Raw genomic sequence first — 26114 nt, 5'->3', positions numbered from 1 at the left:
CCTATCAGGCTGACTCCGCCAGAGCAATATCCTCGCGCGTCTCGATGCGCTCCTTCCCGTGATAAATACGGGCGTGCTGCAACCCAACAAACAGGCGCTCACCCCGGTGCGGCGGCACGTCGTCGCGCATGACCACGGTCAGCGGCTCGGTATACCAGCCCAGCGGCTGTACCACTAATTGGGTGTAGTGACCTTTAGGGCTAGCTTCCAGCACCTGCACCGGCAGCGGTGAATCCAGGCTGGTTCGGCGGCTCACGTCCACTTCCCACGGACGCAGGAACAGATCGACCGGCCCCTGATGCGCGGAGGTATAGCCCAGCGGCCAGCGATGCGCGCCAACGTGGAACTGTCCGCCGCGAATAGTGCCCTGCAGACGGTTTACCTCGCCCATAAACTCCAGCACGAAGCGGGTCGCCGGTTCACGCCAGAGCTGCTCCGGCTCGTCAACCTGCTCAATGTTGCCCTGGCTCATGACCACCACGCGATCCGCAACTTCCATCGCCTCTTCCTGATCGTGGGTCACGAAGACGCTGGTGAATTTCAGCTCTTCATGGAGCTGACGCAGCCAGCGGCGCAGCTCTTTACGCACCTGCGCATCCAGCGCGCCGAAGGGTTCATCCAGCAGCAGAATTTGCGGCTCAACGGCCAGCGCGCGCGCCAGCGCCACGCGCTGTTTCTGCCCGCCGGACAGCTGGGCCGGGAAACGATCCGCCAGGTGAGCCAGCTGCACCATCTCCAGCAGTTTGGTCACTTTCGCCTTAATAGTTGCCGCATCCGGACGTTCGCGACGCGGCAGCACGGTCAGGCCAAACGCGATGTTGTCGAACACGGTCATGTGGCGGAACAGCGCGTAGTGCTGGAACACAAAGCCTACTTTACGATCGCGGGCGTGCAGACGGCTCACGTCGGTGCCGTGGAAGCGGATGTGCCCGCTGGTCTGATGCTCAAGCCCGGCGATAATACGCAGCAGCGTGGTTTTGCCCGAGCCGGACGGCCCCAGCAGCGCCACCATTTGTCCGGAAGGGATATCCAGCGAGATATCATTCAGCACCTGGGTGCGACCAAAAGACTTCTTAATATTGGCAATCTCAATGCTCATGATTTCCCTCCTGATGCTGACGTTTTTCCTGATTTTCTAAACGCCACTGCACCACACTCTTCAAAAACAGGGTCAAGATGGCCATCAGCGTCAGCAACGCTGCGGCAGTAAACGAGCCGATGGTGTTGTAGTCCTGCTGCAGCAGCTCAATCTGGAGCGGCAGCGACAGGGTTTCACCCCGGATGGAGCCGGAGACGACGGAAACGGCACCGAACTCACCAATCGCGCGGGCGTTGGTCAGCACCACGCCGTAAAGCAGCGCCCAGCGGATATTTGGCAGCGTCACGCGACGGAACATCTGCCAGCCAGACGCGCCCAGCAGCACCGCCGCTTCGTCTTCGTTGCTCCCCTGGCTTAACATCACCGGCACCAGCTCACGCACCACAAACGGACAGGTCACGAAGATGGTGACCAGCACCATGCCCGGCCAGGCGAACATGATCTGCAGGTTATGCTCGTCCAGCCAGCCGCCCAACGGGCCGTTGGAGCCGTAAAAGAGCAGGTACACCAGACCCGCCACCACCGGCGATACGGCGAAAGGAATGTCCAGCAGGGTCAGCAGCAGCTGACGTCCCGGGAAGTTAAAGCGGGTTACCAGCCAGGCCAGCAGGGTCCCGAACACGAGGTTCACCGGCACGGTGATCAGCGCAATCAGCACGGTCAGCCAGATGGCATGCAGCATATCCGGGTTCGCCAGGTTTTCCAGCGCGGGCATCAGGCCCTTGCTGAATGCCTGAACAAAGATATAAACCGTCGGCACGACGAGAATGAGGGCGGAAACCAGTACGCCCGCCCCAATCAGAAACCATTTACCCCAGTTGATGCGGGGTGCATCGTATCGCTTCAATTGCGTAACTTCCGCCATCAGTGACCTACCACACGTCGACCAAAGCGACTTTGCAGAGTGTTAATTGAGTACAGCAGCAGCAGCGACGCCGCCAGGATCACCGAGGCAATCGCGCTCGCCGCCGGATAATCAAACTCCTGCAAACGGATGAAAATCATCAGCGAGGTGACTTCTGTTTTCCAGGCGATGTTCCCGGCGATAAAAATCACCGCGCCGAACTCACCGAGGCTGCGGGTAAACGACAGCGCGACGCCCGCCATCAGCGCCGGAGAGAGCTCCGGCAGAACCACCTTCCGGAAGCTCTGCCAGCGCGTGGCACCCAGCGTTTCCGCCGCTTCTTCGTATTCCGGCCCCAACTCTTCCAGCACAGGCTGCACGGTACGGACCACAAACGGGATGCTGGTAAAGGCCATCGCCACCGCGATACCGAGCCAGGTGTAGGTCACTTTGATGTCAAATTTCGCCAGCCACTCGCCGTACAGCCCGTTCACGGAGAAGAGCGACGCGAGGGTTAAGCCCGCCACTGCAGTCGGCAGCGCAAACGGCAGATCCATCAGGGCGTCAAGCAGCGTGCGGCCCGGGAAGCGATAGCGGGTTAAAATCCACGCCATCAGCAGGCCAAACACGCCGTTAAAAATGGAGGCGACAAACGCCGACAGCAGCGTCACCTTATAGGCCGCCACCACCTGCGGGTTGGTGACCACGTCCCAGTATTGCGCCCAGCTCATCTGAGCAAGCTGCATCACCAGCGCGCTGAGCGGCAACAGCAGGATCAGGCAGACGAACAGCAGGCTGGTCCCGAGGCTTAAGGTAAAACCCGGCAGCACGCGTTTTGTCGAAACTGCAAACATTACTTATGCCCCGCCGCCAGCAGTTTGTCTAACTCACCGCCGCTGGCAAAATGCGTTTTCATCACATCAGGCCAGGAGCCGAAATGATCTTCCACGCGGAACAAATCGGTCTGCGGGAACTTATCTTTCAGCTTGTTCATTACGTCCGGGTTATTCACGCGGTAGTAGTAATCGGTAATGATGGTCTGCGCCTGCGGGCTGTACAGGTAGTTGAGATAGGCTTTTGCCGCTTTCTCGGTACCGTTCGCCTGCACGTTTTTATCCACCCATGCCACCGGGAACTCGGCCAGGATGTTGGTTTTCGGGATAACGACCTCGAAGCCCTGCGCTTCGTACTGTTTGCGGATGTTATTCACTTCCGATTCAAAGCTGATCAGAACATCGCCGAGACCGCGTTCCGCGAAGGTCGTTGTCGCCCCGCGGCCGCCGGTATCAAACACTTCGACGTTTTTCAGGAACTGGGTCATGAACTGCTCGGTTTTGGCTTTATCATTACCGTCAGCCTTGTCCGCCGCGCCCCACGCGGCTAAATAGGTATAACGCGCGTTACCGGAAGTTTTTGGATTCGGGAAAATCAGCTTCACGTCGGAACGCACCAGGTCGCTCCAGTCGTGGATATTCTTCGGGTTGCCCTTACGCACCAGGAAGCCCATGGTGGAATAGAACGGGGAGCTATTGTTCGGCAGTCGGCTCTGCCAGTCTGCCGGGATCAGCTTACCTTTGTCGTGCAGGATCTGCACGTCAGTCACCTGGTTGTAGGTCACCACATCCGCTTTCAGGCCCTGCAAAATCGCCAGCGCCTGCTTGGACGACCCGGCGTGGGACTGCTTGATGGTCAGCTTGTCGCCGTTATTATCTTTCGCCCACTGCTGTTCAAACGGTGGATTAAGGGCGGCAAACAGCTCGCGGGAGACGTCATACGAACTGTTCAACAGTTCAGTCGCCTGCGCCTGTGCCACCAGCAGTAAACCTGCCAGCGCCAGAGTTCCTTTTTTCAGTACAGTAACGGCCATTGCGCACCCTTATAAATGTGATGACTATCTTATAGTCATAATATTTATAACGGGGATGAAAGGAGTAACGGTTTTATATACCGTTTGGTGATTTAGAAGCAGAAAAGGGAATAAGGGGGAGGCCTGATGCCCTCACCCCGGCCCTCTCCCACAGGGAGAGGGAGAAAGGACATTACAGCGCCAGCAGACGCTCAACGGACGGCGCAAAGTAGTAGCCGCCGGTCACCGGTTTGGTGAAGCGCAACATGGCGTCGCGCTTGCCGTCGGTATCGCCGAACATGCTCAGCAGCTGCTGCTCAATGTTATACAGGCGCGCGCAGTACGCGCAGAAGTAGAGGCCGTGCGTGCCGCTTGCCGTGCCGTAAGGCAGGCTCTGGCGGACAATCTTCAGCCCTTTGCCGTCTTCTTTGAGGTCAACGCGGGTCAGGTGAGAGGTCACAGGACGGTCGTCGCCGTCGATCTCTTCGTTGGCTTCTTTAGTGCGGCCAATCATCATCTCCTGGTCGTGCACGCTCATGCGGTTAAGCTGCTTGAGGTTGTGCTCCCAGCGCTGCACGAACACGTAGCTGCCGCCCGCGTCCACGCCGTCTTTGATTACCGCGACTTCACGACGCGTCTCTTCACCCGCCGGGTTTTCGGTGCCGTCGACGAAGCCGCTCAGATCGCGCTCTTCCACCCAGCGGAAGCCGTGAACCTCTTCCTGCACCTCAATGCTGTCGCCAAAGGCCGCTACTGCCGCCTGGGCAACGGAGAAGTTCACGTCGTGACGCAGGGAGAGAATGTGGATCAGCACGTCGTACTGGGTTGCCGGAGCCAGACCTTTGCCGTAAGGGATGAAGTCTTTCAGCTCTTCCGCCCCTTCGCCACCGCTCAGCTGACGCCAGACGTTATTGCCAAAGGCAACAACCGCGCCGAGGTGGGCTTCAGGGAATTTGGCCTGGAAGGTGGCCAGCTTATCAACAAACGCTTTACTGGCCGCACGCAGGGCATCCACGTCCCCTTTAACATTGGCTTCAATCCAAATCGCCGCGCGGCAATGTTCTGGCAAAATGCCACTCTGAACCTGAGACATCGCTCCTCCTGAAATAAAGATGCCACGTCAGCGTGGCATTGATGGCGGCTATTATACCCGGATTTCAGCAAGGCGGTTTGTTCAGGCGCAAATTACTGCTTCCAGAGTATTTTGCTCACTTTCCAGCTCTTAAGCGTGTCGTCAGACGGCATCAGACCTTCCGGGCCGCTCCAGGTTCCGGTGAAGACATAGCTGATGTGCTGGCTGCCTTCAGCCTTACATTCCACCGCGACCTTGTCGTCAGACGGCAGGCTGGTGCAGTTGCCAAAGGCCTGCTTATAAAGGTCGCTGAACGCCGTCCCCACCTTCACACCGCTCGCCGTCGGAATATCCTCATCCATCACAGCGATACGGTTTACGGTGCCTTTGTCACCGTTAATCACCAGCGCCAGCTTGTCGCCCTTCAGCGCTTCGTAATAGCGAACAATATTGCCATTCTCCGTTTTCATGCCGCTGCGCAGGCGGTAATCGCCGCTGAGCGCATCCTGAATGGCGTCCTGATCCAGCGACGTCGCGGCGGTAATTTTCCCCACGCCCTGCTCGGTCACTTCCGTTGATGAGCCAAACCAGTTCCACGGATACGCGGCGGACCAGTTAATGGAGGAGAGCGTCGAACAGCCGGTCAACGCCAGCGGGAGAGCGCATAAAAGTAAACGCAGCGATTTCATTGAAACGTCCTTTCTTGTTAAATCAACGCTTGTTGGAGTGCGACATCGGCAAAAAGTGCCGGATTAATCATCCTGATGCGCAAAACAGGCGCGAAGACGCGGGTTGGTCAGCAGCCACAGCAGCGCCACAATATCGGCAACCACCAGCGCAACGCCGGTGCCCGTCAGCGGCTCACCGTACCACCAGAGTACCGGCTGCCAGAAGAGCAGCGCAACCTGGGCGAGGATCAGCAGCCAGCGAAGCGCGCGCCAAAAACGTGGTATCAAATGCCGCCGTCCGCTGACCAAAAAAGCCAGTACGGCCGGAATGCCCGGCAGTAATCCGATCCAGAATGCATCGTGATCGGGATAGAAGAGATTCAGCAGCGTATCGCCCTGCCCGCGCGACGCTCCGGCCATTACAAACAGCACCCAGGTGCGGGCCTGGAGCAGCAAAACGCACCAGAATAAAAAGGGCAGCCTGACGCGGCCCTGCGCGTCATAGTCTGCCGGATGGATCTCAGTACTCTTCATCTTCGATCAGACGCTTTCCTAAACTCAGCACATCGGAATGCTCGTAGCCCAGACGCTCATACATGACCAGCACCACGTCGTTATCTTCCCGCACCATGATCTGGATTTTCGGGCAGCCGCGGGCGATCAGCTTCTTCTCGAGCCGGTTCAGCAGCGCATTGGCGATGCCGCGGCCACGGTATTCCGGGTGGACGCCCAGATAATAGGCCGAGCCGCGGTGGCCGTCATAACCGCCCATGACCGTCCCCACAACCTCGCCATTGACTTCCGCGACCAGAAACAGACTGACGTCGTGATTCAACTTACGTTCGATATCCATTTCCGGATCGTTCCACGGACGCAGCAGATCGCAGCGCTCCCAAAGGGTGATCACCTCTTCGAAATCTTCCTGGCGAAAAACGCGTATCTCCATGGTATTAACCGCCTTTTCGGGTTTAAAAACAGTGATTATGGCGCGAAGCTCGCCTTTCGCCAATAACCGGGGAAAATCTCGCCAAAATTTGGCATAATGTCACTTTGTCACGTATTGAAATGAAAAGTAAAACAATTCTCAACATGGACTGTCGTAACGGGAAACACGATACGATATAACACCAGGACCCCATTTTTTAGTATTCAGGCCGCATGAGCACATTCAAACCATTAAAAGCACTCACATCGCGTCGTCAGGTTCTCAAAGCGGGGCTGGCGGCCTTAACGTTAACGGGCATCGCAAAGCAGGCTCAGGCAAAAGACGAGAGCACGCTCAAAACCAGTAACGGACACAGCAAACCGAAAACCAAAAAGCCGGGCGCGAAGCGTCTGGTAATGCTCGACCCGGGCCACGGCGGTATTGATACCGGCGCCATCGGCAAAAACGGGTCAAAAGAAAAACACGTCGTGCTGGCAATTGCAAAAAATGTGCGCGCAATTTTACGCAGCAACGGCATTGACGCCCGTCTGACGCGCTCTGGCGACACCTTTATTCCGCTGTATGACCGCGTTGAGATCGCCCACCAGCACGGTGCGGATCTGTTTATGTCGATTCACGCCGACGGCTTCACCAACCCTTCTGCGGCCGGCGCCTCGGTGTTTGCACTCTCTAACCGTGGCGCCAGTAGCGCCATGGCAAAATACCTCTCCGACCGCGAAAACCGGGCGGATGAAGTCGCCGGGAAGAAAGCCACTGACAAAGACCACCTGCTACAGCAGGTGCTGTTCGACCTCGTGCAGACGGATACGATTAAAAACAGCCTGACGCTCGGCTCGCATATTCTGAAGAAAATTAAGCCGGTGCATCGTCTGCACAGCAAAGGCACCGAGCAGGCGGCGTTCGTGGTCCTGAAATCGCCGTCCATCCCGTCCGTGCTGGTGGAAACGTCCTTCATTACCAACCCGGAAGAAGAGCGGCTCCTCGGCACCACGGCGTTTCGTCAGAAGATCGCCAACGCTATCGCCTCCGGCATTATCAGCTACTTCAACTGGTTCGATAACCAAAAAGCGCACTCCAGGAAACGTTGATGAAACCCGATGCTCAACTGGTCAAAACCTTCCTGCTGCAGCTGCAGGATGAGATCTGCCAGAAACTGGCTGCCGCAGACGGCGGTGAATTTCAGGAAGATAACTGGCAGCGAGAGGCCGGAGGCGGCGGGCGCAGCCGCGTGCTGCGAAACGGCGGCATCTTCGAACAGGCAGGCGTGAATTTTTCCCACGTTCACGGCGACGCCATGCCCGCATCTGCGACGGCGCATCGTCCTGAACTGGCGGGCCGCAGCTTCGAGGCGATGGGCGTCTCGCTGGTAGTGCACCCGCACAACCCGTTCGTGCCCACCAGCCACGCCAACGTGCGCTTTTTCATTGCGGAAAAACCAGGCGCCGACCCGGTCTGGTGGTTCGGCGGCGGTTTCGATTTAACGCCCTACTACGGCTTCGAAGAAGATGCCGTGCACTGGCACACCACCGCGCGGGATCTTTGCCTGCCGTTTGGCGAAGACGTCTACCGGAAATTTAAAAAGTGGTGCGACGACTACTTTTACCTGAAGCACCGCGATGAGCAGCGCGGCATCGGCGGGCTGTTCTTTGACGATCTCAACACGCCTGATTTTGATACCGCGTTCAGCTTTATGCGCGCGGTAGGCGAAGGCTATACCGACGCTTATCTGCCGATTGTCGAGCGCCGTAAAAATACCGACTACGGCGTGCGCGAGCGCGAGTTCCAGCTTTACCGCCGCGGGCGCTACGTGGAGTTCAACCTGGTGTGGGATCGCGGGACGCTGTTCGGCCTGCAGACCGGCGGGCGCACGGAGTCGATTCTGATGTCGATGCCGCCGCTGGTACGCTGGGAGTACTGCTACGAGCCAAAAGAAGGCAGCCCGGAGGCTGCCTTGCGTGAGTTTATTCAGGTTCGGGACTGGGTGTAGCCCTTATGCCCTCTCCCTTTGGGAGAGGGTAAAAATTACAGCGGCTGCGTCTGCGCCTCAACCACCGCCAGCGCCACCATATTCACGATACGACGCACGGAGGCAATCGGCGTTAACACGTGCACCGGTTTCGCCACGCCCATCAGTACCGGCCCTACGGTCACCCCTTCAGAGCTGGAGACGCGCAGCAGGTTATAGCTGATACGCGCCGCTTCCACGTTCGGCATAATCAGTATGTTGGCCGATCCCTTCAGCGGGCTGTCCGGCATACGTTCGTTACGGATGCTCTCCACCAGCGCGGCATCGCCGTGCATTTCCCCGTCAATCATCAGCTCCGGCGCACGCTCGCGCACCAGCTCCAGCGTCTGACGCATTTTGCAGGCCGCCGCGGATTTAGACGAACCAAAGTTAGAGTGCGACAGCAGCGCCACCTTCGGCTCGATACCAAAGCGACGCACGGTCTCGGCGGCCATCACCGTGATTTCCGCCAGCTCGTCCGGGGTCGGATCGTCGTTAACGTAGGTGTCAGCAATAAAGGTGTTGCCGCTCGGCAGCAGCAGCGCGTTCATCGCCCCGGCGGTATGGACGCCGTCGCGATAGCCGAAGATCTCCTGCACCACGCTAAAGTGCTCGTGATAATCGCCGATGGTGCCGCAGATCAGCGCGTCCGCCTCGCCGCGATGCACCATGATCGCGCCGATCACCGTGGTGTTGCTGATCACCGCTTTCTGCGCCTGCTCCTGGGTGATCCCCCGGCGCTTCATGATCGCGTAGTATTCGCTCCAGTACTCTTTGAAGCGGGGATCGGATTCGTTGTTCACGATCTCGAAGTCGACGCCCGGCTTGATCTGCAGGCCCAGCTTCTGGATGCGCATCTCAATCACGCTCGGACGACCAATCAGGATCGGTTTCGCCAGTCCTAAGGTGATCAGCTCCTGGGTGGCGTGCAGCACGCGCGCCTCTTCCCCTTCCGCCAGCACCACGCGCTTCGCGTCTGCGCGCGCCTGAGAGAAGATCGGCTTCATGAACAGGTTCGTTTTATAGACAAACTCGGTGAGCTTATCGACGTACGCGTCGAAATCATGGATCGGACGCGTCGCTACGCCGGAGTCCATCGCCGCTTTGGCCACCGCTGGTGCAATCTTAACAATCAGACGCGGGTCGAACGGTTTGGGAATGATGTAGTCCGGGCCGAAGCTCAGATCCTGATCGCCGTACGCGGACGCAACCACTTCGCTCTGCTCGGCGTGCGCCAGCTCCGCGATGGCGTGAACGGCGGCAAGCTTCATCTCTTCGTTGATCGCCGTTGCGCCAACGTCCAGCGCGCCGCGGAAGATGAACGGGAAGCAGAGCACGTTGTTGACCTGGTTCGGGTAGTCCGAACGGCCGGTACAGATGATGGCGTCTTCGCGCACCGCTTTCGCCAGCGGCGGCAGGATTTCCGGTTCCGGGTTCGCCAGGGCCAGGATCATTGGCGCACGCGCCATCTTCTTCACCATCTCCTGGGTCAGTACTTTCGGACCCGAGCAGCCGAGGAAGATATCCGCGCCGTCAATCACGTCGTCCAGGGTGCGCTTACCGTCGTCGTCGACCGCGTACGCCGCTTTGGTTTCCGCCATGTTCGGTTCGCGGTCTTTATAGATAACGCCTTTGGAGTCGCAGACCACAATGTTGTGTTTCTGCATACCCAGCGCTACCAGCAGGTTCATACAGGCGATGGCCGCGGCGCCTGCGCCAGAAACCACCATGCGCACGTCGGAGAGATTTTTCTCTACCACGCGCAGGCCGTTGAGGATCGCGGCGGTGCTGATAATCGCGGTTCCGTGCTGGTCATCATGGAACACGGGAATGTTCATACGCTCGCGCAGCTTCTGCTCGATATAGAAACATTCCGGCGCTTTGATGTCTTCCAGGTTGATCCCGCCGAAGGTCGGTTCCAGCGCGGCCACCACGTTGATGAATTTGTCAGGATCGAGTTCATCCACCTCGATATCGAACACGTCGATACCGGCGAATTTCTTAAACAGCACCCCCTTCCCTTCCATCACCGGCTTACCGGCCAGCGCGCCGATGTTGCCCAGCCCCAGCACCGCCGTGCCGTTAGAGATCACGGCGACAAGGTTGCCGCGCGCGGTATATTTGTAGGCCGCCAGCGGGTCTTTTTCGATTTCCAGACACGGGGCTGCGACGCCCGGCGAATAGGCCAGCGCCAGATCGCGCTGGGTTGCCAGCGGCTTGGTTGGGGAGACCTGGATTTTGCCCGGGACAGGGAACTCGTGAAAATCGAGGGCACTCTGTTTCAACTGCTCATCCATCTTATTTTTCCTTTCACGTATCGGTCAAAAGGGTGACGTAAGCGATCCTGATGCACACCCTGGTGTGCCGCCTAGTATCGCCTCATGCCGCCTCCTAAACTTTGAAGGCAGCCAAACTCTCACCATCACACATTAAAAATTGTTATCAATTTATAACAGCCATGTTACCCGTCTCAAAAGCAATGCCTCCCCCGTCTGCTATGCTTTTTTGTTAAGTCCATCATGATTTTTCCAGAAGTGTGAACTAACGCACTCATCTAACTCTTTTATTTCCAAGGAGTAATTATTTATGAACCAGCTAGACGGCATCAAAAAATTCACCACCGTGGTTGCAGACAGCGGCGATATCGAGTCGATTCGCCACTATCAGCCGGAGGACGCGACCACTAACCCTTCGCTACTGCTCAAAGCTGCAGGGCTTGCCCATTTTAGCCATCTGATTGATGACGCCATTGCCTACGGTAAACAGCGCGGGAAAACGCAGGAGCAGCAGGTCGCCGAAGCCAGCGATAAGCTGGCGGTTAATTTTGGTGCGGAAATTCTTAAAAGCATCCCGGGCCGCGTCTCGACCGAAGTCGACGCCCGCCTCTCGTTCGATAAAGAAAAGAGCATTAATAAGGCGCGTCGCCTGGTGGAACTGTACGAGGAGCAGGGGATCGATAAATCACGCATTCTGATCAAGCTGGCCTCCACCTGGGAAGGCATCCGCGCGGCAGAGGTGCTGGAAAAAGAAGGCATCCACTGCAACCTGACGCTGCTGTTTTCGTTTGCCCAGGCGCGCGCCTGCGCTGAAGCGGGCGTATTCCTCGTCTCGCCATTTGTCGGGCGCATCTACGACTGGTATCAGGCGAAACAGCCGATGGATCCGTACGTGGTGGATGAGGATCCGGGCGTGAAATCGGTCCGTAATATCTACGACTACTACAAACAGCACCGCTATGAAACCATCGTGATGGGGGCCAGCTTCCGCCGTACCGAGCAGATCCTCGCCCTGGCAGGCTGCGACCGTCTGACCATCTCCCCTAACCTGCTCCAGGAGCTCCAGGACAAAGAAGAAACGGTGATCCGCAAGCTGGTGCCGACCTCCACCGTTCTGCCAAAACCGAAAGCCATGACCGAAGCGGAATTCCGCTGGGAGCACAATCAGGACGCCATGGCCGTGGAAAAACTGGCGGACGGCATCCGCCAGTTCGCCGTCGACCAGCGCAAACTTGAAGATCTTCTCGCCGCCAAACTTTAACCTTGCCACGGAGTGAACTATGTCCCGTAAAGAGCTAGCCAATGCCATTCGCGCCCTCAGCATGGATGCCGTGCAAAAAGCCAATTCCGGCCACCCCGGCGCGCCGATGGGCATGGCTGATATTGCCGAAGTGCTGTGGAACGACTTTCTGAAGCACAACCCCAATGACCCGACCTGGTACGATCGCGACCGCTTTATTCTCTCCAACGGTCACGCCTCAATGCTGCTCTACAGCCTGCTGCACCTTTCCGGCTACGATCTGCCGCTTGAGGAGCTGAAAAACTTCCGCCAGCTGCACTCCAAAACGCCGGGGCACCCGGAAATTGGCTATACCCCGGGGGTGGAAACGACGACCGGACCACTCGGTCAGGGGCTGGCCAATGCGGTCGGGCTGGCAATTGCCGAACGCACGCTGGCGGCACAGTTTAACCAGCCGGACCACGAGATTGTCGACCACTACACCTACGTGTTTATGGGCGACGGCTGCCTGATGGAGGGGATTTCCCATGAGGTCTGCTCCCTGGCGGGCACGCTGGGGCTCGGCAAGCTGATTGGCTTCTACGATCACAACGGCATCTCCATCGACGGGGAGACCGAAGGCTGGTTTACCGACGACACGGCAAAACGCTTTGAAGCCTACCACTGGCACGTGGTGCACGAGATCGACGGCCACGATCCTGAGGCGGTGAAAAAAGCGATTCAGGAAGCGCAGAGCGTGAAGGATAAACCGTCCCTGATTATCTGCCGCACGGTGATCGGCTTCGGCTCGCCGAATAAGGCGGGCAAAGAGGAAGCGCACGGCGCGGCGCTGGGCGAGGAGGAAGTCGCGCTGACCCGGCAGAAGCTGGGGTGGAAACATCCACCGTTTGAGATCCCGAAAGAGATCTACAGAGCCTGGGATGCCCGTGAGGCGGGTGAAAAGGCCCAGCAGTCCTGGAACGAGAAGTTTGCCGCCTACAAAAAAGCACACCCGGATCTCGCCGCCGAGTTTTCCCGACGCATGAGCGGCGGCCTGCCGGAGGACTGGGACGATAGAACCCAGGCGCTGATTGAAAACCTGCAGTCCAACCCGGCGAAAATCGCCACCCGCAAGGCGTCGCAAAATACCCTGAACGCAATCGGCCCTCTCCTGCCCGAACTGCTCGGCGGCTCGGCGGATCTGGCGCCCAGCAACCTGACCATCTGGTCGGGTTCAAAATCGCTGAAAGAGGACATCGCCGGGAACTACATCCACTACGGCGTGCGCGAGTTTGGGATGACCGCCATTGCCAACGGCATCGCCCATCACGGCGGGTTTGTGCCGTACACCGCCACCTTCCTGATGTTCGTCGAGTACGCCCGTAACGCGGCGCGCATGGCGGCCTTAATGAAGGCGCGGCAGATTATGGTCTATACCCATGACTCCATCGGACTCGGGGAAGACGGGCCTACGCACCAGGCGGTTGAACAGCTGGCAAGCCTGCGCCTGACGCCCAACTTCAGCACCTGGCGTCCGTGCGATCAGGTCGAAGCGGCGGTGGGCTGGAAGCTGGCGGTGGAACGCCACAACGGCCCAACGGCACTGATCCTGTCACGCCAGAACCTGGCGCAGATTGAGCGAACCCCGGAGCAGGTGAAAAACATCGCCCGCGGCGGCTACATCCTGAAGGACAGCGGCGGCAAGCCGGACGTAATCCTGATTGCGACCGGTTCCGAGGTGGAAATCACGGTGAAAGCGGCGGAGAAACTGACTGCCGAAGGTCACGCGGTGCGCGTGGTGTCCCTGCCCTCAACGGACATTTTCGACGCCCAGGACGAGGCGTACCGGGAATCGGTCCTGCCGTCCAGCGTCGCGGCTCGCGTGGCGGTGGAAGCCGGTATTGCCGACTACTGGTACAAATATGTCGGGCTCAAAGGGGCGATTGTCGGCATGCGAGGCTACGGCGAGTCCGCCCCTGCCGACAAGCTGTTCCCGTACTTCGGCTTTACCGTTGAGAACGTGGTGGAGAAGGCGCTGAGCGTGATCTAGTGGGGTCTGCGTTGCCGGGTGGCGGCTACGCCTTACCCGGCCTACTAAAACCGCCAAACCGTAGGCCGGGTAAGCAACAGCGCCACCCGGCATAAAACTACCGCGTGATCCACAGCGTGGGCCAGGCATCTGGCCCGTTCCAGCTGTCGCAGCTGGGCTCCTCGGCGTAGCGCACCAGGCGGAAGCGCTGGCCGTCAAAACGCCAGCGCGTCTGGATCCCGCAATCGCCCAAACCGCGCCCCAGCGCGAGCGTTGTCAGCTCGCGCGTCTTTTCATCGAAGCTGGCGTTCATCAACTCCATTTCGCTCCCGTCGCCTGACGGCGTAAACGGCAGCCGCAGCCTGACGCTGCGTGCGGTGAACGGTTTTTTACGTGATACCAGCCACGCCAGATCGACCGTGTTATAGGCCCCCGCCTCGCAGCTGACGATCAGCAGCGCTTTGTCATCGGTTAACGCGGTGACGCGCACTTCCCGGCGGTTAGGATCCAGCGAGCACTGGCTTGCGTTCATCCGCCCGGTGCCATAATCCAGCAGGTCGTTCAGTTCGGCGTGGGAGAGCGGCGTCGGGGTCGGGTTGACGACCGCCACCTTTTTAAGGGCAGGAGCAGGCGGAACGCTTAACGGCGGATCGTCACCTTTCTTGATCCACGCGGTTTCGCTGCCGACGCGCTTTTGCTGCGCATCAATGAACAGCAGCGCGGCTTTCAGACCGCTCAGCGAAATAACCTGCTTGCCGTCGCGCAGGGTCAGGGCCTTCCCTTCCTGGATGTTTTTCAGAAAGGCGGTGATGGTAGCCGCATCGTCCGTTTTAAGATGCCAGGGCGTGAGCTGCCAGCGCTGTTTGTCCAGCTTCAGGGGAACGTTATCCAGCAGCAGCCGGGGGGCAATCTCTGGCTCTTTTACCGAGGGCGTATCAAGGCCGCCGAGATCGATACGCAGCGTGGCGTCCGTTTTCGCCCCGGCGCTACGGGTGAGCGTCATGACCAGACCACGGTGTTCACCCGTGTTGCGTGCGAGGCAAAAATTCTGGTTATTGCAGGTTACCTGCCAGTCGGAGAAGGCTTGCTGGGCAGGTGCAGCCCGCACCTGCGGCGCGAGGAGCACACAAAACAGGTAAAACAAAAAGACGCTGTAGCGCATGAATGACACAATCCCGGAACGAAAACGCTTAACTGGGCAGTATCTTCGTGTTCCCGCCGGGGTTGCTCAATCGGATTTATCAGATATACCCGAAAAACAGGCTATATCCGTTCGAAAGTGGTGTTCATCAGCCCGGTTGTCTGTAAATACTGCAGTAATATCACCGCTTTACCATCCCTGATTTCGCCTGAACGCACCATCTCCAGCGCCCGGGCAAAAGGAAGCTCCAGCACTTCGATATCTTCATCCTCCACGCCACCGCCCCGGTGAGTGCGCTGCGCGTCGCTGTATTCCGCAATGAAGAAATGCACAATTTCCGTTACGCCGCCCGGCGACATAAACAGCTCGAAGACCTTTTTGACCTCGCCCACTTCGAAGCCGGTCTCTTCCACGGCCTCTTTGCGGATACAAACTTCCGGCTCATCATCATCGAGCAGGCCCGCGCAGGTTTCAATCAGACGTCCGTCAGGGTTGCCATTAACCCATGTCGCCACCCTGAACTGACGGATCAGCACCACGCTCTGCTTTTCACGGTTATAGAGCAGAATGGTTGCCCCGTTGCCGCGGTCGTAGACCTCGCGCTTGTGGCGGATCACCTCACCGTTGTTACGCGTAAGGTCATAGGTGATGTTACGCAGGACAAAGTAGTTTTCAGAGAGAATTTTGTCTTTGATAACGTCAATTTTCAGGGTCATACGGGCTCCACAACACAATGAGTCGTCCTATACTACGCCGTGAATCCCGCTTTGTCGCCCGCCGGTTTAATGATGTTTTGGGGCGTTAACCCCAAGCCAGTCGAGTATCCCCTGCGCCGCATGTCGCCCTTCCGCCATTGCGGTCACCACCAGATCCGCGCCGCGAACCGCATCGCCCCCGGCGAAGATCTGTGGGTTAGTCGTCTGGTAACGGTAGCGGCTCTCGACGGAGGCAACGATCCGCCCCCGGTCGTCCGTTTCGACACCCTGCGCCTGCAGCCACGGCATCGCGTGCGGGTTAAAACCAAACGCCATGATGACCGCATCAGCCGCCATCACGAACTCGCTGCCCGCCACGGGAACGGGCCGACGCCGTCCCTGCGCGTCCGGTTCACCGAGCTCGGTACGCAGCATCCGGATACCGTTGATCTTACCGTTCGGATCCAGCGTCAGCTCAACCGGCTGGACGTTAAATTCAAACGCCGCACCCTCTTCTCGGGCGTTCTTCACCTCTTTCTTCGAGCCAGGCATATTGGCCTCATCCCGACGATAGGCGCAGGTCACCTTTGCCGCGCCGTTGCGTAACGCGGTGCGGACGCAGTCCATCGCGGTATCGCCCCCGCCAAGCACCACCACGTTTAAGCCCTGGGTATCGATAAACGGTTCGCTGGCCGTCGACTCCAGCCCCATAACATGGCGCGTGTTACCTACAAGGAAAGGCAGCGCGTCATAGACCCCAGGCGCGTCCTCGTGCGGGATACTCGCCTTCATCGAGCGGTAGGTTCCCACGCCAATAAACAGGGCGTCGTACTCGTGCTTTAACTGCGACATCGACACGTCCTGGCCCACCTCGCAGTTCAGCTCGAAGCGGATCCCCATCGCGGTAAATATCTCTCTGCGCCGCGCGAGCAGCGATTTGTCCAGCTTGAATGCCGGGATGCCAAAGGTCAGCAATCCGCCAATTTCCGGATGCCGGTCATAGACAGTCACACTCGCGCCGCTGCGCGCCAGCACGTCGGCGCACGCCAGCCCGGCGGGCCCGGCGCCGACGATCGCGACACGTTTACCTGTCGGCGTGACGGCGGACATATCTGGCCGCCAGCCCATCGCCAGCGCCCGATCGGAGATATAGCGCTCAATGTTACCGATGGTCACGGATCCCGCCTCTTCACGTATTGTGCAGGCACCCTCGCATAATCGGTCCTGCGGACAGACGCGGCCGGTAATTTCAGGTAAACAGTTGGTCTGATGTGAAAGCTCGACCGCGCCGGCGATATCCCCCGCGTTGAGGCGCTCGATCCACTGCGGGATATGGTTATGCAGCGGGCAGGTCCATTCGCAAATGCTGTGCTCGCCGCATTTCAGGCAGCGCGACGCCTCGCGGGCGGCCTGCTCGTCCCGGAACGGCAGGTAAATTTCGTTAAAATGGCCCACGCGTTCTGCGGCAGCGAGTTTATCGGGCTCGCCGCGCGGCGGCGCCGCCTGCATCTGCTGCAGTTTGGTGCGAGAAGCGTCTTCTCTGACGGCCTCCGCATGCCAGGGCTGCGCTTCCAGGCAGGCCGTGCGCTGGCGGCGCGATTTTGCCAGAGTATCAAGGACAGCAGGCGTCGCCAGTGAGAGGACATCTGCCGGGCAATTTTCAATACAGGCCGGGCCGCGTGGCCGCGTCAGACAGAGATCGCATTTATTCGCTGAGGCCTTCACGCCGCCGTTGTCGAGCGGGGTGACGATAATCTCCATCGTGCCAAACGGGCAGGCCACCGCGCAGGCCTTACAGCCGATGCATTTTTGTTGATTCACCTGTACGCTGTCATCGCATTTGCTGATGGCGCCGTTCGGACAGCTTTGCGCGCAGGGCGCATTTTCACAGTGATGGCAGGTGACGGGGCTACTCTTCTCGCCGGACCTCAGGACCGTAATGCGGGGGTGAAAATGGCGCTCGCTCAGGACGTGCTGCTCATCGTTGTGCGCCATCACGCAGGCCACTTCGCAGGCGCGACACCCGATGCACTGCTGGCTGTTAGCCATAATAAAACGATTCATAACCACACCTGTTTTTGGTTCAATAACCTTATTCTTTGTATGAATATGGTATTTACGCATCACGGCGCGATCGGGCAATGTTCAAATGCCCGGAATGCCGAATTATTTACAGTGAACCTGTAGCAGATCAATTTTATTCAGAGAGCCGTTCTGTGACCGTCAAACGACCCGTTTCCGGAAGCCTTGCCTGGGCTTTCTTTTCGATAATTGCCTTATCCGTGCTGACCAGCACCGTCGCGCTGCTGACGCTAGCCAGCAGCCAGCGTGACGCCGAAGCCATTAATATCGCGGGTTCACTGCGCATGCAGAGCTATCGTCTGGGCTACGAGATGCAGCGCAACAGCCCTTCCCTTGCCGCGCATCGCGACAGCTGGCAACAGACGCTGAACGCGCCTGCCCTGCAGAAGCTGAACCGCTGGTACGTCCCGGACGATGTAAAAGCGCGCTACCAGCAGCTGCACGTGGCGTGGCTGGAAATGGATGCGCGCGTCGCCCGCGGCGACAGCGCGTGGTATCAAACCCACATTGAGGATTTTGTCGGCCGCATTGATGCCTTTGTGCTCGCCCTCCAGCACTACACCGAACATAAAATTCAGACGGTGACCCTGCTCTCGCTGGCGGGCGCTCTCGGGATCCTGCTGCTGACGCTATTTACCCTGCGACGCATCCGTCGCCAGGTGGTGTTGCCGCTTAACAATCTGGTGGCGGCCAGCGAACGGGTTGAGCGAGGGGAATTTGCAACCCCGGCGCCCGATACCGCCCTGCCGAACGAGCTGGGCCAACTCTCCCGCGCCTTCAACCACATGTCCGCCGAGCTGGCTACGCTCTACCGTTCGCTCGAAGCCTCGGTCGCGGAAAAGACTCGGCATTTGCATGAAGCCCACCAGCAGCTCGACATGCTGTTCAAATGCTCTCAGGCGCTGAATACCGGCCAGATAGACAGCCACTGCTTTCGGCATATCCTGCAGATTGTCCATGACTATACGCAAATGAATTATCTCGAACTGCGCACCAGCGACGACTGGCGGCTGTCTGAAGGGACGGAGTCACATGGCATTCCTTTGCAGCACCTGCCGGTACTGATGCAGGACACCCTTTATGGCGAGCTGCGCTGGCAAAGCGAGACGGACAGCGTTCCCCTTCCGCTGATGAGAAGCGTGGCGACCATGCTCGGGCGCGGGCTGTACTTTAACCAGGCGCAAAAACATTACCAGCAGCTGCTGCTGATGGAAGAGCGCGCCACCATTGCACGCGAGCTGCACGATTCGCTGGCGCAGGTGCTGTCGTATCTGCGCATTCAGCTTGCGCTGCTCAAACGCGCCGTGCCCGAGGAAAATATCCCGGCGCAGACCATCATCACCGACTTTTCCCGCGAGCTGAACAATGCCTGGCAGCAGCTGCGCGAGCTGCTCACCACCTTCCGCCTGACGCTGAACCACGCAAACTTACCCGCGGCGCTGCAGGAGTCCCTCGACGTCCTGCAGAGCCAGACGCAGGCGAAGCTGCATTTAGACTGCCGCCTCTCCTCGCTGGCGCTGGACGCGCAAAAGCAGGTGCATTTGCTGCAGATCGTGCGTGAGGCCGTGCTGAACGCCATTAAGCACGCGCAGGCCAGCGAGATCACCGTCAGCTGCGTGACCGCCGTGGACGGTACGCACAGCGTCAGCATTCGCGATAACGGCATCGGGATTGGCGAAGCCAGCGAGCCGCCGGGACATTACGGCCTGAACATTATGCGCGAACGCGCGCAACGGCTCGGCGGGATGCTGCACTTCTCGCAGCCGCAAAACGGCGGCACGCTGGTCAGCGTGACGTTCCCGGCGCCCGCGCCGTTAACGGGTAAATAACGGTAAAGGAGGACGCGCGGGAAAAAGCGCATGATAATTTACATTATCTCCTTTATTTCTCCACGTTTGACCTGGGCCTTACCGCTAAAGTTATGCGGGCAATAAACAATAATGACGTGCAGCAAAACGAGGTCACACTTTCATGGCGAATTTTTTCATCGATCGCCCCATTTTTGCCTGGGTGCTTGCCATCCTGTTGTGTCTGACAGGTGTCCTGGCGATTACTTCACTTCCTGTTGAGCAATACCCCGATCTGGCACCGCCTAACGTGCGCGTCACCGCAAACTACCCCGGCGCTTCCGCACAAACGCTGGAAAACACCGTGACGCAGGTTATCGAGCAGAACATGACGGGTCTGGATAACCTGATGTACATGTCCTCGCAAAGTAGCGCCACGGGCCAGGCGACGGTTACCCTGAGCTTTAAGGCGGGCACCGACCCGGACGAAGCGGTGCAGCAGGTGCAAAACCAGCTGCAGTCGGCCATGCGCAAGCTGCCCCAGGCGGTGCAGAATCAGGGCGTGACCGTGCGTAAAACCGGTGATACCAACATTTTAACCATCGCGTTTGTCTCGACAGATGGCTCGATGGATAAACAGGACATTGCGGACTACGTCGCCAGTAATATTCAGGATCCCATCAGCCGTATCAACGGCGTCGGGGATATCGACGCCTATGGCTCACAATACTCTATGCGCATCTGGCTCGATCCCAACAAGCTGAACAGCGTCCAGATGACGGCAACCGACGTGACGAATGCCATCAAGGCCCAGAACGCCCAGATTGCGGTGGGGCAGTTGGGGGGAACGCCGTCCGTCGATAAGCAGGCCCTGAACGCCACCATCAATTCACAATCTCTGCTGCAGACGCCGGACCAGTTCCGCAACATCACCCTGCGCGTGAATCAGGACGGGTCGGAAGTGCGTCTCGGCGATGTCGCCACGGTGGAAATGGGGGCGGAAAAATACGACTACCTGAGCCGCTTTAACGGCAATCAGGCCTCCGGTCTGGGGATAAAGCTTGCCTCGGGCGCAAACGAAATGGCCACGGCGAAACTGGTGCTGGACCGTCTGGACGAGCTTTCACAGTATTTCCCGCACGGGCTGGAGTATAAAGTCGCCTATGAAACCACCTCCTTCGTTAAAGCGTCGATCGAGGACGTGGTGAAGACCCTGCTGGAAGCCATCGCGCTGGTGTTCCTGGTGATGTACCTGTTCCTGCAAAACTTCCGCGCGACGCTGATCCCAACCATTGCCGTCCCCGTGGTGCTGCTGGGGACCTTTGCGGTGCTTTACGCGTTCGGGTACAGCATTAACACCCTGACGATGTTTGCGATGGTGCTGGCGATTGGCCTTCTTGTGGATGATGCCATCGTGGTGGTTGAAAACGTCGAGCGCATCATGAGCGAAGAAGGACTCTCGCCGCGCCAGGCGACGCGCAAATCCATGGGGCAAATTCAGGGGGCGCTGGTCGGTATCGCGATGGTGCTGTCGGCCGTCTTTATCCCGATGGCCTTCTTTGGCGGCACAACAGGGGCGATTTACCGTCAGTTCTCAATAACCATCGTCTCGGCGATGGTGCTCTCCGTGCTGGTGGCGCTGATCCTCACCCCCGCGCTGTGCGCCACCATTCTGAAACCGCTGCACAAAGGGGAGCAGCACGGGCAAAAAGGGTTCTTCGGCTGGTTTAACCGGATGTTCAACCGCAATGCCGCGCGGTATGAATCTGCCGTCGGTGGCGTGCTCCATCGCAGCCTGCGCTGGATGATGATTTACGTTGTGCTGCTGGGCGGCATGGTCTGGCTGTTTATGCATCTCCCCACCTCTTTTCTGCCGATGGAAGACCGCGGCATGTTCACCACCTCGGTGCAGCTCCCGAGCGGCGCAACGCAGCAGCAGACGCTGAAAGTGGTCCAGAAAGTGGAGCAGTACTTCTTCACCAAAGAGAAAGATAACGTTGTGTCGGTCTTCTCCACCGTGGGCTCTGGCCCGGGCGGAAACGGGCAGAACGTCGCCCGCATGTTCGTCCGCCTGAAGGACTGGGACGAGCGCGATACCCGAACGGGAACGTCATTTGCCATTATTGAACGTGCGACCAAAGCCTTTGCGCATATTAAAGAGGCGCGCGTCTTCGCCAGCAGCCCGCCGGCGATAAGCGGTCTGGGCAGTTCCGCCGGGTTTGATATGGAGCTGCAGGATCACGCCGGCGCGGGCCACACGGCGCTGATGGCGGCACGCGATAAGCTGTTAGCGCTGGCGGGCAACGATCCTGGCCTGACCCGCGTTCGCCATAACGGTCTTGACGACAGCCCGCAGCTCCAGGTGGATATCGATCAGCGTAAGGCGCAGGCGCTAGGCGTGTCGATCAACGATATCAACGACACCCTGCAAACGGCGTGGGGCTCGAGCTATGTGAATGACTTTATGGATCGCGGCCGCGTGAAAAAAGTGTATGTCCAGTCCGCCGCGCCGTTCCGCATGCTGCCGGATGATATAAACCGCTGGTTTGTCAGGAATAACGCTGGCGGCATGGTGCCGTTCTCCGCGTTTGCCACCTCGCGCTGGGAGAGCGGTTCGCCGCGTCTGGAGCGCTATAACGGCTACTCTGCGGTTGAAATCGTCGGGGAAGCTGCGCCGGGCGTCAGTACCGGTACCGCTATGGATACCATGGAAAAACTGGTCCAGCAGCTGCCCGCCGGTTTTGGTCTGGAGTGGACGGCCATGTCCTACCAGGAGCGTCTCTCCGGGGCACAGGCTCCCGCACTTTACGCGCTCTCTCTGCTGGTGGTCTTCCTCTGCCTAGCCGCACTGTATGAAAGCTGGTCGGTACCGTTCTCGGTCATGCTGGTCGTGCCCCTTGGCGTCATCGGTGCGCTGCTGGCGACCTGGATGCGCGGCCTCGAGAACGATGTTTACTTCCAGGTGGGTCTGCTCACCGTGATTGGGCTATCGGCGAAAAACGCCATTCTGATCGTTGAATTTGCCAACGAGATGAATGCCAAAGGCCACGAGCTGATGGCCGCCACGCTGCACGCCTGCCGTCAGCGCTTACGCCCGATCCTGATGACGTCGCTGGCGTTTGTCTTTGGCGTACTGCCGATGGCAACCAGTACGGGTGCAGGCTCCAGCAGCCAGCATGCCGTCGGGACGGGAGTGATGGGCGGCATGATTTCGGCCACCATCCTGGCCATTTACTTCGTGCCGTTGTTCTTTGTGCTGGTGCGTCGTCGCTTCCCGCTAAAGGAACGCGCTGAGTAAGTGATTGAAATAAAAAAAGGCGGCTTTATCGGCCGCCTTTTTATTGTGTGATTAATTCACACTATGGTTATTTTACTTATTTTAGTGCTCTTGCAATTCTTACTGAATGTCATTTACGAAGCATGCCTTCGATAAAATCTTTCCAGTTCCCCAGTTCACGTTCAATCATAACAACCTCTCTTATTATTATGCGCATTCTACAAAAACGGACCATCATTGTGAAGACTATTTAACCAATTGCTGTGATTGTACCCCACGTCCTGCGGGGATTTATGATAAATATGAACGGAGAGGCCTCAATTTTTTGTGACGGCTAGCAATATTTTGAAATAACCCTCCGAACGGGTGAGTTTTATTTTACCCGCTGAGTTTATTCGAAATTTAAACTTTATGGACATCTATGCTTAAAGGATGAAAGAATATTCAGCGTACAGATGTGAGTTGAATTAAGAAGAAGCGTAAATCCAGACGATTCCTGAATGTGTTATATTCCACTTAAGGATATATCTTCGAATTTACTGAACATTTAATCATCATTAGGTCAAAAGGATTCACCATGGTTGTGATGTACGGCATTAAAAATTGCGACACCATCAAAAAAGCCCGCCGCTGGCTGGAAGCAAACGACGTGGAGTATCGCTTTCACGATTACCGTGCAGACGGGCTTGATGCAGAATTTCTGCATAGCGCGATCGGCGAGCTGGGGTGGGAAGCCCTGCTGAACACCCGCGGCACCACCTGGCGTAAGCTGGACGAATCTCTGCGCGCCAGCATCAACAACGCCGACAGCGCGGCAAAACTGATGCTCGACATGCCGGCAATTATCAAACGCCCATTGCTCTGCGCGCCAGGGCAGCCTATGCTGCTGGGTTTCAGTGAAACCCTTTATTCCGACTTTTTTCGTTGAGGTGTAGTTTATGTCATGCCCGGTCATTGAGCTGACTCAGCAGCTTATTCGCCGTCCTTCCCTTAGCCCGGACGACGCAGGTTGTCAGGCACTTATGATTGAGCGCCTGCGTGCCATCGGTTTTACCGTTGAACGCATGGATTTTGGCGATACTCAGAACTTCTGGGCGTGGCGCGGACAGGGCGAAACGCTGGCCTTTGCCGGGCATACTGACGTCGTTCCCGCCGGTGACGCGGATCGCTGGATTAACCCGCCGTTTGAACCGACCATCCGCGACGGCATGCTGTTTGGTCGCGGCGCGGCAGACATGAAAGGCTCGCTGGCGGCGATGGTCGTGGCGGCAGAGCGCTTTGTGGCTCAGCATCCAAACCACAAAAACCGTCTGGCGTTTTTAATCACCTCCGACGAAGAAGCCAGCGCCCATAACGGCACCGTGAAGGTTGTTGAAGCGCTGATGGCGCGTAACGAGCGTCTCGACTACTGCCTGGTCGGTGAGCCGTCCAGTACCGAAGTGGTGGGCGATGTCGTCAAAAACGGGCGCCGCGGCTCGCTGACCTGTAACCTGACCATTCACGGCGTTCAGGGGCACGTGGCTTACCCGCATCTGGCCGATAACCCGGTCCATCGCGCTGCGCCGATGCTGAGCGAACTGGTGGGCATCGAGTGGGATAAAGGCAACGAATTCTTTCCGCCAACCAGCATGCAGATTGCGAACGTCAAGGCCGGGACCGGCAGCAATAACGTGATCCCGGGTGATTACTTCGTCCAGTTTAACTTCCGCTTCAGCACCGAACTGACCGATGAGATGATCAAGGCGCGCGTTATCGCGCTGCTGGAAAAATATCACCTGCGCTACACCGTGGAGTGGTGGCTTTCCGGCCAGCCGTTCCTGACGCAGCGTGGCAAACTGGTGGATGCGGTGGTGAACGCCATCGAGCACTATAATGAAATTAAGCCACAGCTGCTGACAACGGGTGGCACCTCAGACGGACGCTTTATCGCCCGTATGGGCGCCCAGGTTGTCGAACTGGGTCCAGTGAACGCAACCATTCATAAAATCAATGAGTGTGTCAATGCGGCAGATTTGCAACTGCTGGCCCGTATGTATCAACGTATTATGGAGCAACTCGTCGCCTGACGAACGCTCTGAGAGGAATAGCGAATGGATTGGCTTTCAAAGTACTGGTGGATTCTGGTGTTGGTTTTTCTGGTTGGCGTACTGCTGAACGTGATTAAAGATCTTAAGCGCGTTGACCATAAAAAATTTCTCGCCAACAAACCGGATCTTCCCCCGCACCGTGATTTTAACGACAAGTGGGACGATGACGACGACTGGCCGAAGAAGGACCAGAAGAAGTAATCCCCTCACCCCCAGCCCCTCTCCCCAGAGGGGCGAGGGGAGCCATGTTCCCTCCCCCTTAGAGGTGAGGGGAAATAATCACATAAACTCTACAATATCATCGTTATCCGGCTTACCGCCGCTGAGCGCTTCATCAAAGTAGTGCTTCGGTACGGTATAGCGCAAACGATCGAGCGCGAACTGCATGCTACGGTCGTCAATCGCGTGGCCCAGCTCGTCAACGATATCCAGCGTCACGTCCCCACCTTCGCGAATCAGCGCTTCCTGAGCGGCAACCGCATGCGATAGCTCAATCACCCGGTCTTCACCACCGTGGATCAGGTGGATCGTGGTCTGCGTGGTCGCGCTTGTCGGTAACGTCGCAAAACGGCCGTTAAACGCAATGACGCGTGACGCCAGACCCGGCTGCGCTTTTACGCTTTCCAGCGACATGATTGACCCCTGCGAGAAGCCAATCAGCGCGGTCGCGTCGGCACCCACGCCGCTCTGCTGCTGCCAGTAGCGGACGATGTCGATAAAGGTGGGCATGATGGCGTCGATGCGAGCCTGACGGTTCTCTTCCGTCACGCCCTGAACAGAGAACCACTGGCGTCCGTTCGGACCGCATGGCTCTACGCCACCGATGCTGACAATCAATGCCTCCGGAAAAACGGGCGCAAACCAGCTGCCAATCTGACCCATATTGACGGCATTATCGCCAACGCCATGAAACAGAAGCAGTAACTGTTTAGCCGGTTTGTCAGGGCTTTGAACAACAAAATGGTCGTGTTTCATGGTGGTCTCCTTAATAGATGACCTGGATTCTACGCCTCCCGACGTGAATGACCATGCCACTTTACT

The 26114-nt window shown here is 58.1% G+C and carries 23 protein-coding genes; 9 read left to right on the top strand and 14 right to left on the bottom strand.

Translation table 11 applies throughout. From position 1 onward, the window contains the following. Positions 1-4: 4 nt before the first annotated feature. The 8 genes from cysA to QMN93_RS04500 form a co-directional block, all read right to left on the bottom strand. Entirely contained in the window at positions 5-1099 is a 1095-nt protein-coding gene (cysA, locus tag QMN93_RS04535; RefSeq protein ID WP_008501607.1) for a sulfate/thiosulfate ABC transporter ATP-binding protein CysA, read from the bottom strand. Further along, positions 1089-1964 (bottom strand): sulfate/thiosulfate ABC transporter permease CysW, encoded by an 876-nt coding sequence (gene cysW / locus QMN93_RS04530; RefSeq protein ID WP_023308733.1) that lies wholly within the window; start codon positions 1962-1964, stop codon positions 1089-1091. The genes cysA and cysW overlap by 11 nt, the downstream gene beginning before the upstream one ends. After that, positions 1964-2797: a sulfate/thiosulfate ABC transporter permease CysT gene (cysT, locus tag QMN93_RS04525; RefSeq protein ID WP_004123378.1), complete on the bottom strand. Its 834-nt coding sequence runs from the start codon at positions 2795-2797 to the stop codon at positions 1964-1966. The genes cysW and cysT overlap by 1 nt, the downstream gene beginning before the upstream one ends. Further along, on the bottom strand, positions 2797-3810 hold the full coding sequence (locus tag QMN93_RS04520) for a sulfate ABC transporter substrate-binding protein (protein WP_023308734.1): 1014 nt from the start codon (positions 3808-3810) through the stop codon (positions 2797-2799). Before QMN93_RS04520 ends, cysT begins: the two co-directional genes overlap by 1 nt. A gap of 172 nt (positions 3811-3982) precedes the next feature. Beyond that, complete coding sequence (locus QMN93_RS04515; protein WP_039263701.1) at positions 3983-4882, bottom strand: Dyp-type peroxidase; 900 nt, start codon at positions 4880-4882, stop codon at positions 3983-3985. A gap of 92 nt (positions 4883-4974) precedes the next feature. After that, positions 4975-5550 (bottom strand): RpoE-regulated lipoprotein, encoded by a 576-nt coding sequence (locus QMN93_RS04510; protein WP_087823077.1) that lies wholly within the window; start codon positions 5548-5550, stop codon positions 4975-4977. Between the two features lie 63 nt (positions 5551-5613). Continuing rightward, positions 5614-6063 (bottom strand): DUF2919 domain-containing protein, encoded by a 450-nt coding sequence (locus tag QMN93_RS04505; RefSeq protein ID WP_029739985.1) that lies wholly within the window; start codon positions 6061-6063, stop codon positions 5614-5616. Next, complete coding sequence (locus QMN93_RS04500) at positions 6050-6475, bottom strand: GNAT family acetyltransferase (RefSeq protein ID WP_193139792.1); 426 nt, start codon at positions 6473-6475, stop codon at positions 6050-6052. The genes QMN93_RS04505 and QMN93_RS04500 overlap by 14 nt, the downstream gene beginning before the upstream one ends. Positions 6476-6687: 212 nt before the next feature. Between QMN93_RS04500 and amiA the strand changes: the two genes are divergently transcribed. Together amiA and hemF are read left to right on the top strand one after the other, a co-directional pair. After that, positions 6688-7563: an N-acetylmuramoyl-L-alanine amidase AmiA gene (gene amiA, locus QMN93_RS04495; RefSeq protein WP_023308739.1), complete on the top strand. Its 876-nt coding sequence runs from the start codon at positions 6688-6690 to the stop codon at positions 7561-7563. Next, positions 7563-8462 (top strand): oxygen-dependent coproporphyrinogen oxidase, encoded by a 900-nt coding sequence (hemF, locus tag QMN93_RS04490; protein WP_182383856.1) that lies wholly within the window; start codon positions 7563-7565, stop codon positions 8460-8462. Before amiA ends, hemF begins: the two co-directional genes overlap by 1 nt. Positions 8463-8497: 35 nt before the next feature. Here the strand turns inward: hemF and maeB are convergent, their stop codons facing one another. Then, on the bottom strand, positions 8498-10777 hold the full coding sequence (maeB, locus tag QMN93_RS04485) for an NADP-dependent oxaloacetate-decarboxylating malate dehydrogenase (protein ID WP_023308741.1): 2280 nt from the start codon (positions 10775-10777) through the stop codon (positions 8498-8500). 289 nt (positions 10778-11066) lie between these two features. Between maeB and tal the strand changes: the two genes are divergently transcribed. Both tal and tkt read left to right on the top strand, forming a co-directional pair. Further along, positions 11067-12017 carry a transaldolase gene (tal, locus tag QMN93_RS04480; protein WP_033146157.1) on the top strand — a complete coding sequence of 317 codons (951 nt, stop codon included), beginning with the start codon at positions 11067-11069 and terminating at the stop codon, positions 12015-12017. A gap of 19 nt (positions 12018-12036) precedes the next feature. After that, the gene (gene tkt, locus QMN93_RS04475; RefSeq protein WP_029739981.1) at positions 12037-14025 is read left to right on the top strand and encodes a transketolase; all 1989 of its coding nucleotides are present in this window, start codon (positions 12037-12039) and stop codon (positions 14023-14025) included. 97 nt (positions 14026-14122) lie between these two features. Here the strand turns inward: tkt and QMN93_RS04470 are convergent, their stop codons facing one another. The 3 genes from QMN93_RS04470 to aegA all read right to left on the bottom strand — a co-directional run bounded on the left by QMN93_RS04470 (position 14123) and on the right by aegA (position 17904). Then, positions 14123-15166 carry a DUF1176 domain-containing protein gene (locus QMN93_RS04470; protein WP_182383857.1) on the bottom strand — a complete coding sequence of 348 codons (1044 nt, stop codon included), beginning with the start codon at positions 15164-15166 and terminating at the stop codon, positions 14123-14125. Positions 15167-15267: 101 nt separating this feature from the next. Next, complete coding sequence (nudK, locus tag QMN93_RS04465; RefSeq protein ID WP_064673731.1) at positions 15268-15861, bottom strand: GDP-mannose pyrophosphatase NudK; 594 nt, start codon at positions 15859-15861, stop codon at positions 15268-15270. A gap of 66 nt (positions 15862-15927) precedes the next feature. Continuing rightward, positions 15928-17904: a formate-dependent uric acid utilization protein AegA gene (aegA, locus tag QMN93_RS04460; protein WP_182383858.1), complete on the bottom strand. Its 1977-nt coding sequence runs from the start codon at positions 17902-17904 to the stop codon at positions 15928-15930. A gap of 152 nt (positions 17905-18056) precedes the next feature. Between aegA and narQ the strand changes: the two genes are divergently transcribed. Next, positions 18057-19751: a nitrate/nitrite two-component system sensor histidine kinase NarQ gene (gene narQ / locus QMN93_RS04455; protein WP_264884730.1), complete on the top strand. Its 1695-nt coding sequence runs from the start codon at positions 18057-18059 to the stop codon at positions 19749-19751. 142 nt (positions 19752-19893) lie between these two features. Then, the gene (acrD, locus tag QMN93_RS04450; protein WP_064673734.1) at positions 19894-23007 is read left to right on the top strand and encodes a multidrug efflux RND transporter permease AcrD; all 3114 of its coding nucleotides are present in this window, start codon (positions 19894-19896) and stop codon (positions 23005-23007) included. A gap of 109 nt (positions 23008-23116) precedes the next feature. Here acrD and ypfM read toward each other — a convergent pair whose 3' ends face one another. Further along, a complete protein-coding gene (ypfM, locus tag QMN93_RS04445) occupies positions 23117-23176 on the bottom strand; it encodes a protein YpfM (protein WP_015572204.1) in 60 nt (19 codons plus the stop codon). A 387-nt stretch (positions 23177-23563) separates the two neighbouring features. Between ypfM and QMN93_RS04440 the strand changes: the two genes are divergently transcribed. From QMN93_RS04440 to QMN93_RS04430, 3 genes are read left to right on the top strand one after another with little or no spacing between them, the layout of a single operon-like run. After that, entirely contained in the window at positions 23564-23914 is a 351-nt protein-coding gene (locus QMN93_RS04440) for an ArsC family reductase (protein ID WP_064673735.1), read from the top strand. A gap of 10 nt (positions 23915-23924) precedes the next feature. Beyond that, positions 23925-25052, top strand: coding sequence for a succinyl-diaminopimelate desuccinylase (dapE, locus tag QMN93_RS04435; protein ID WP_039263709.1), 1128 nt, complete (start codon positions 23925-23927; stop codon positions 25050-25052). Between the two features lie 24 nt (positions 25053-25076). Next, entirely contained in the window at positions 25077-25274 is a 198-nt protein-coding gene (locus QMN93_RS04430) for a YpfN family protein (protein WP_014171111.1), read from the top strand. 78 nt (positions 25275-25352) lie between these two features. Here the strand turns inward: QMN93_RS04430 and ypfH are convergent, their stop codons facing one another. After that, a complete protein-coding gene (gene ypfH / locus QMN93_RS04425; RefSeq protein WP_039263710.1) occupies positions 25353-26048 on the bottom strand; it encodes an esterase in 696 nt (231 codons plus the stop codon). Positions 26049-26114 lie beyond the last annotated feature (66 nt).

The sequence above is a fragment of the Enterobacter sp. R-1.6.2 genome, from assembly GCF_035064085.1.
GTDB lineage: Bacteria > Pseudomonadota > Gammaproteobacteria > Enterobacterales > Enterobacteriaceae > Enterobacter > Enterobacter asburiae_B.
Note: the sequence above shows the minus strand (reverse complement) of the source record. Positions and strands in the feature narration are given on the sequence as shown.

Bases quoted from the DNA above. Each gene is read 5' to 3' on its own strand.
- acrD (WP_064673734.1), top strand. From the start codon at position 19,894: ATGGCGAATTTTTTCATCGATCGCCCCATTTTTGCCTGGGTGCTTGCC.
- cysT (WP_004123378.1), bottom strand. From the start codon at position 2,797: ATGTTTGCAGTTTCGACAAAACGCGTGCTGCCGGGTTTTACCTTAAGC.
- QMN93_RS04505 (WP_029739985.1), bottom strand. From the start codon at position 6,063: ATGAAGAGTACTGAGATCCATCCGGCAGACTATGACGCGCAGGGCCGC.
- tal (WP_033146157.1), top strand. From the start codon at position 11,067: ATGAACCAGCTAGACGGCATCAAAAAATTCACCACCGTGGTTGCAGAC.
- cysA (WP_008501607.1), bottom strand. From the start codon at position 1,099: ATGAGCATTGAGATTGCCAATATTAAGAAGTCTTTTGGTCGCACCCAG.
- QMN93_RS04515 (WP_039263701.1), bottom strand. From the start codon at position 4,882: ATGTCTCAGGTTCAGAGTGGCATTTTGCCAGAACATTGCCGCGCGGCG.
- QMN93_RS04510 (WP_087823077.1), bottom strand. From the start codon at position 5,550: ATGAAATCGCTGCGTTTACTTTTATGCGCTCTCCCGCTGGCGTTGACC.
- QMN93_RS04500 (WP_193139792.1), bottom strand. From the start codon at position 6,475: ATGGAGATACGCGTTTTTCGCCAGGAAGATTTCGAAGAGGTGATCACC.
- nudK (WP_064673731.1), bottom strand. From the start codon at position 15,861: ATGACCCTGAAAATTGACGTTATCAAAGACAAAATTCTCTCTGAAAAC.
- QMN93_RS04440 (WP_064673735.1), top strand. From the start codon at position 23,564: ATGGTTGTGATGTACGGCATTAAAAATTGCGACACCATCAAAAAAGCC.
- amiA (WP_023308739.1), top strand. From the start codon at position 6,688: ATGAGCACATTCAAACCATTAAAAGCACTCACATCGCGTCGTCAGGTT.
- cysW (WP_023308733.1), bottom strand. From the start codon at position 1,964: ATGGCGGAAGTTACGCAATTGAAGCGATACGATGCACCCCGCATCAAC.
- tkt (WP_029739981.1), top strand. From the start codon at position 12,037: ATGTCCCGTAAAGAGCTAGCCAATGCCATTCGCGCCCTCAGCATGGAT.
- ypfH (WP_039263710.1), bottom strand. From the start codon at position 26,048: ATGAAACACGACCATTTTGTTGTTCAAAGCCCTGACAAACCGGCTAAA.
- hemF (WP_182383856.1), top strand. From the start codon at position 7,563: ATGAAACCCGATGCTCAACTGGTCAAAACCTTCCTGCTGCAGCTGCAG.
- QMN93_RS04520 (WP_023308734.1), bottom strand. From the start codon at position 3,810: ATGGCCGTTACTGTACTGAAAAAAGGAACTCTGGCGCTGGCAGGTTTA.
- maeB (WP_023308741.1), bottom strand. From the start codon at position 10,777: ATGGATGAGCAGTTGAAACAGAGTGCCCTCGATTTTCACGAGTTCCCT.
- aegA (WP_182383858.1), bottom strand. From the start codon at position 17,904: ATGAATCGTTTTATTATGGCTAACAGCCAGCAGTGCATCGGGTGTCGC.
- dapE (WP_039263709.1), top strand. From the start codon at position 23,925: ATGTCATGCCCGGTCATTGAGCTGACTCAGCAGCTTATTCGCCGTCCT.
- QMN93_RS04430 (WP_014171111.1), top strand. From the start codon at position 25,077: ATGGATTGGCTTTCAAAGTACTGGTGGATTCTGGTGTTGGTTTTTCTG.
- QMN93_RS04470 (WP_182383857.1), bottom strand. From the start codon at position 15,166: ATGCGCTACAGCGTCTTTTTGTTTTACCTGTTTTGTGTGCTCCTCGCG.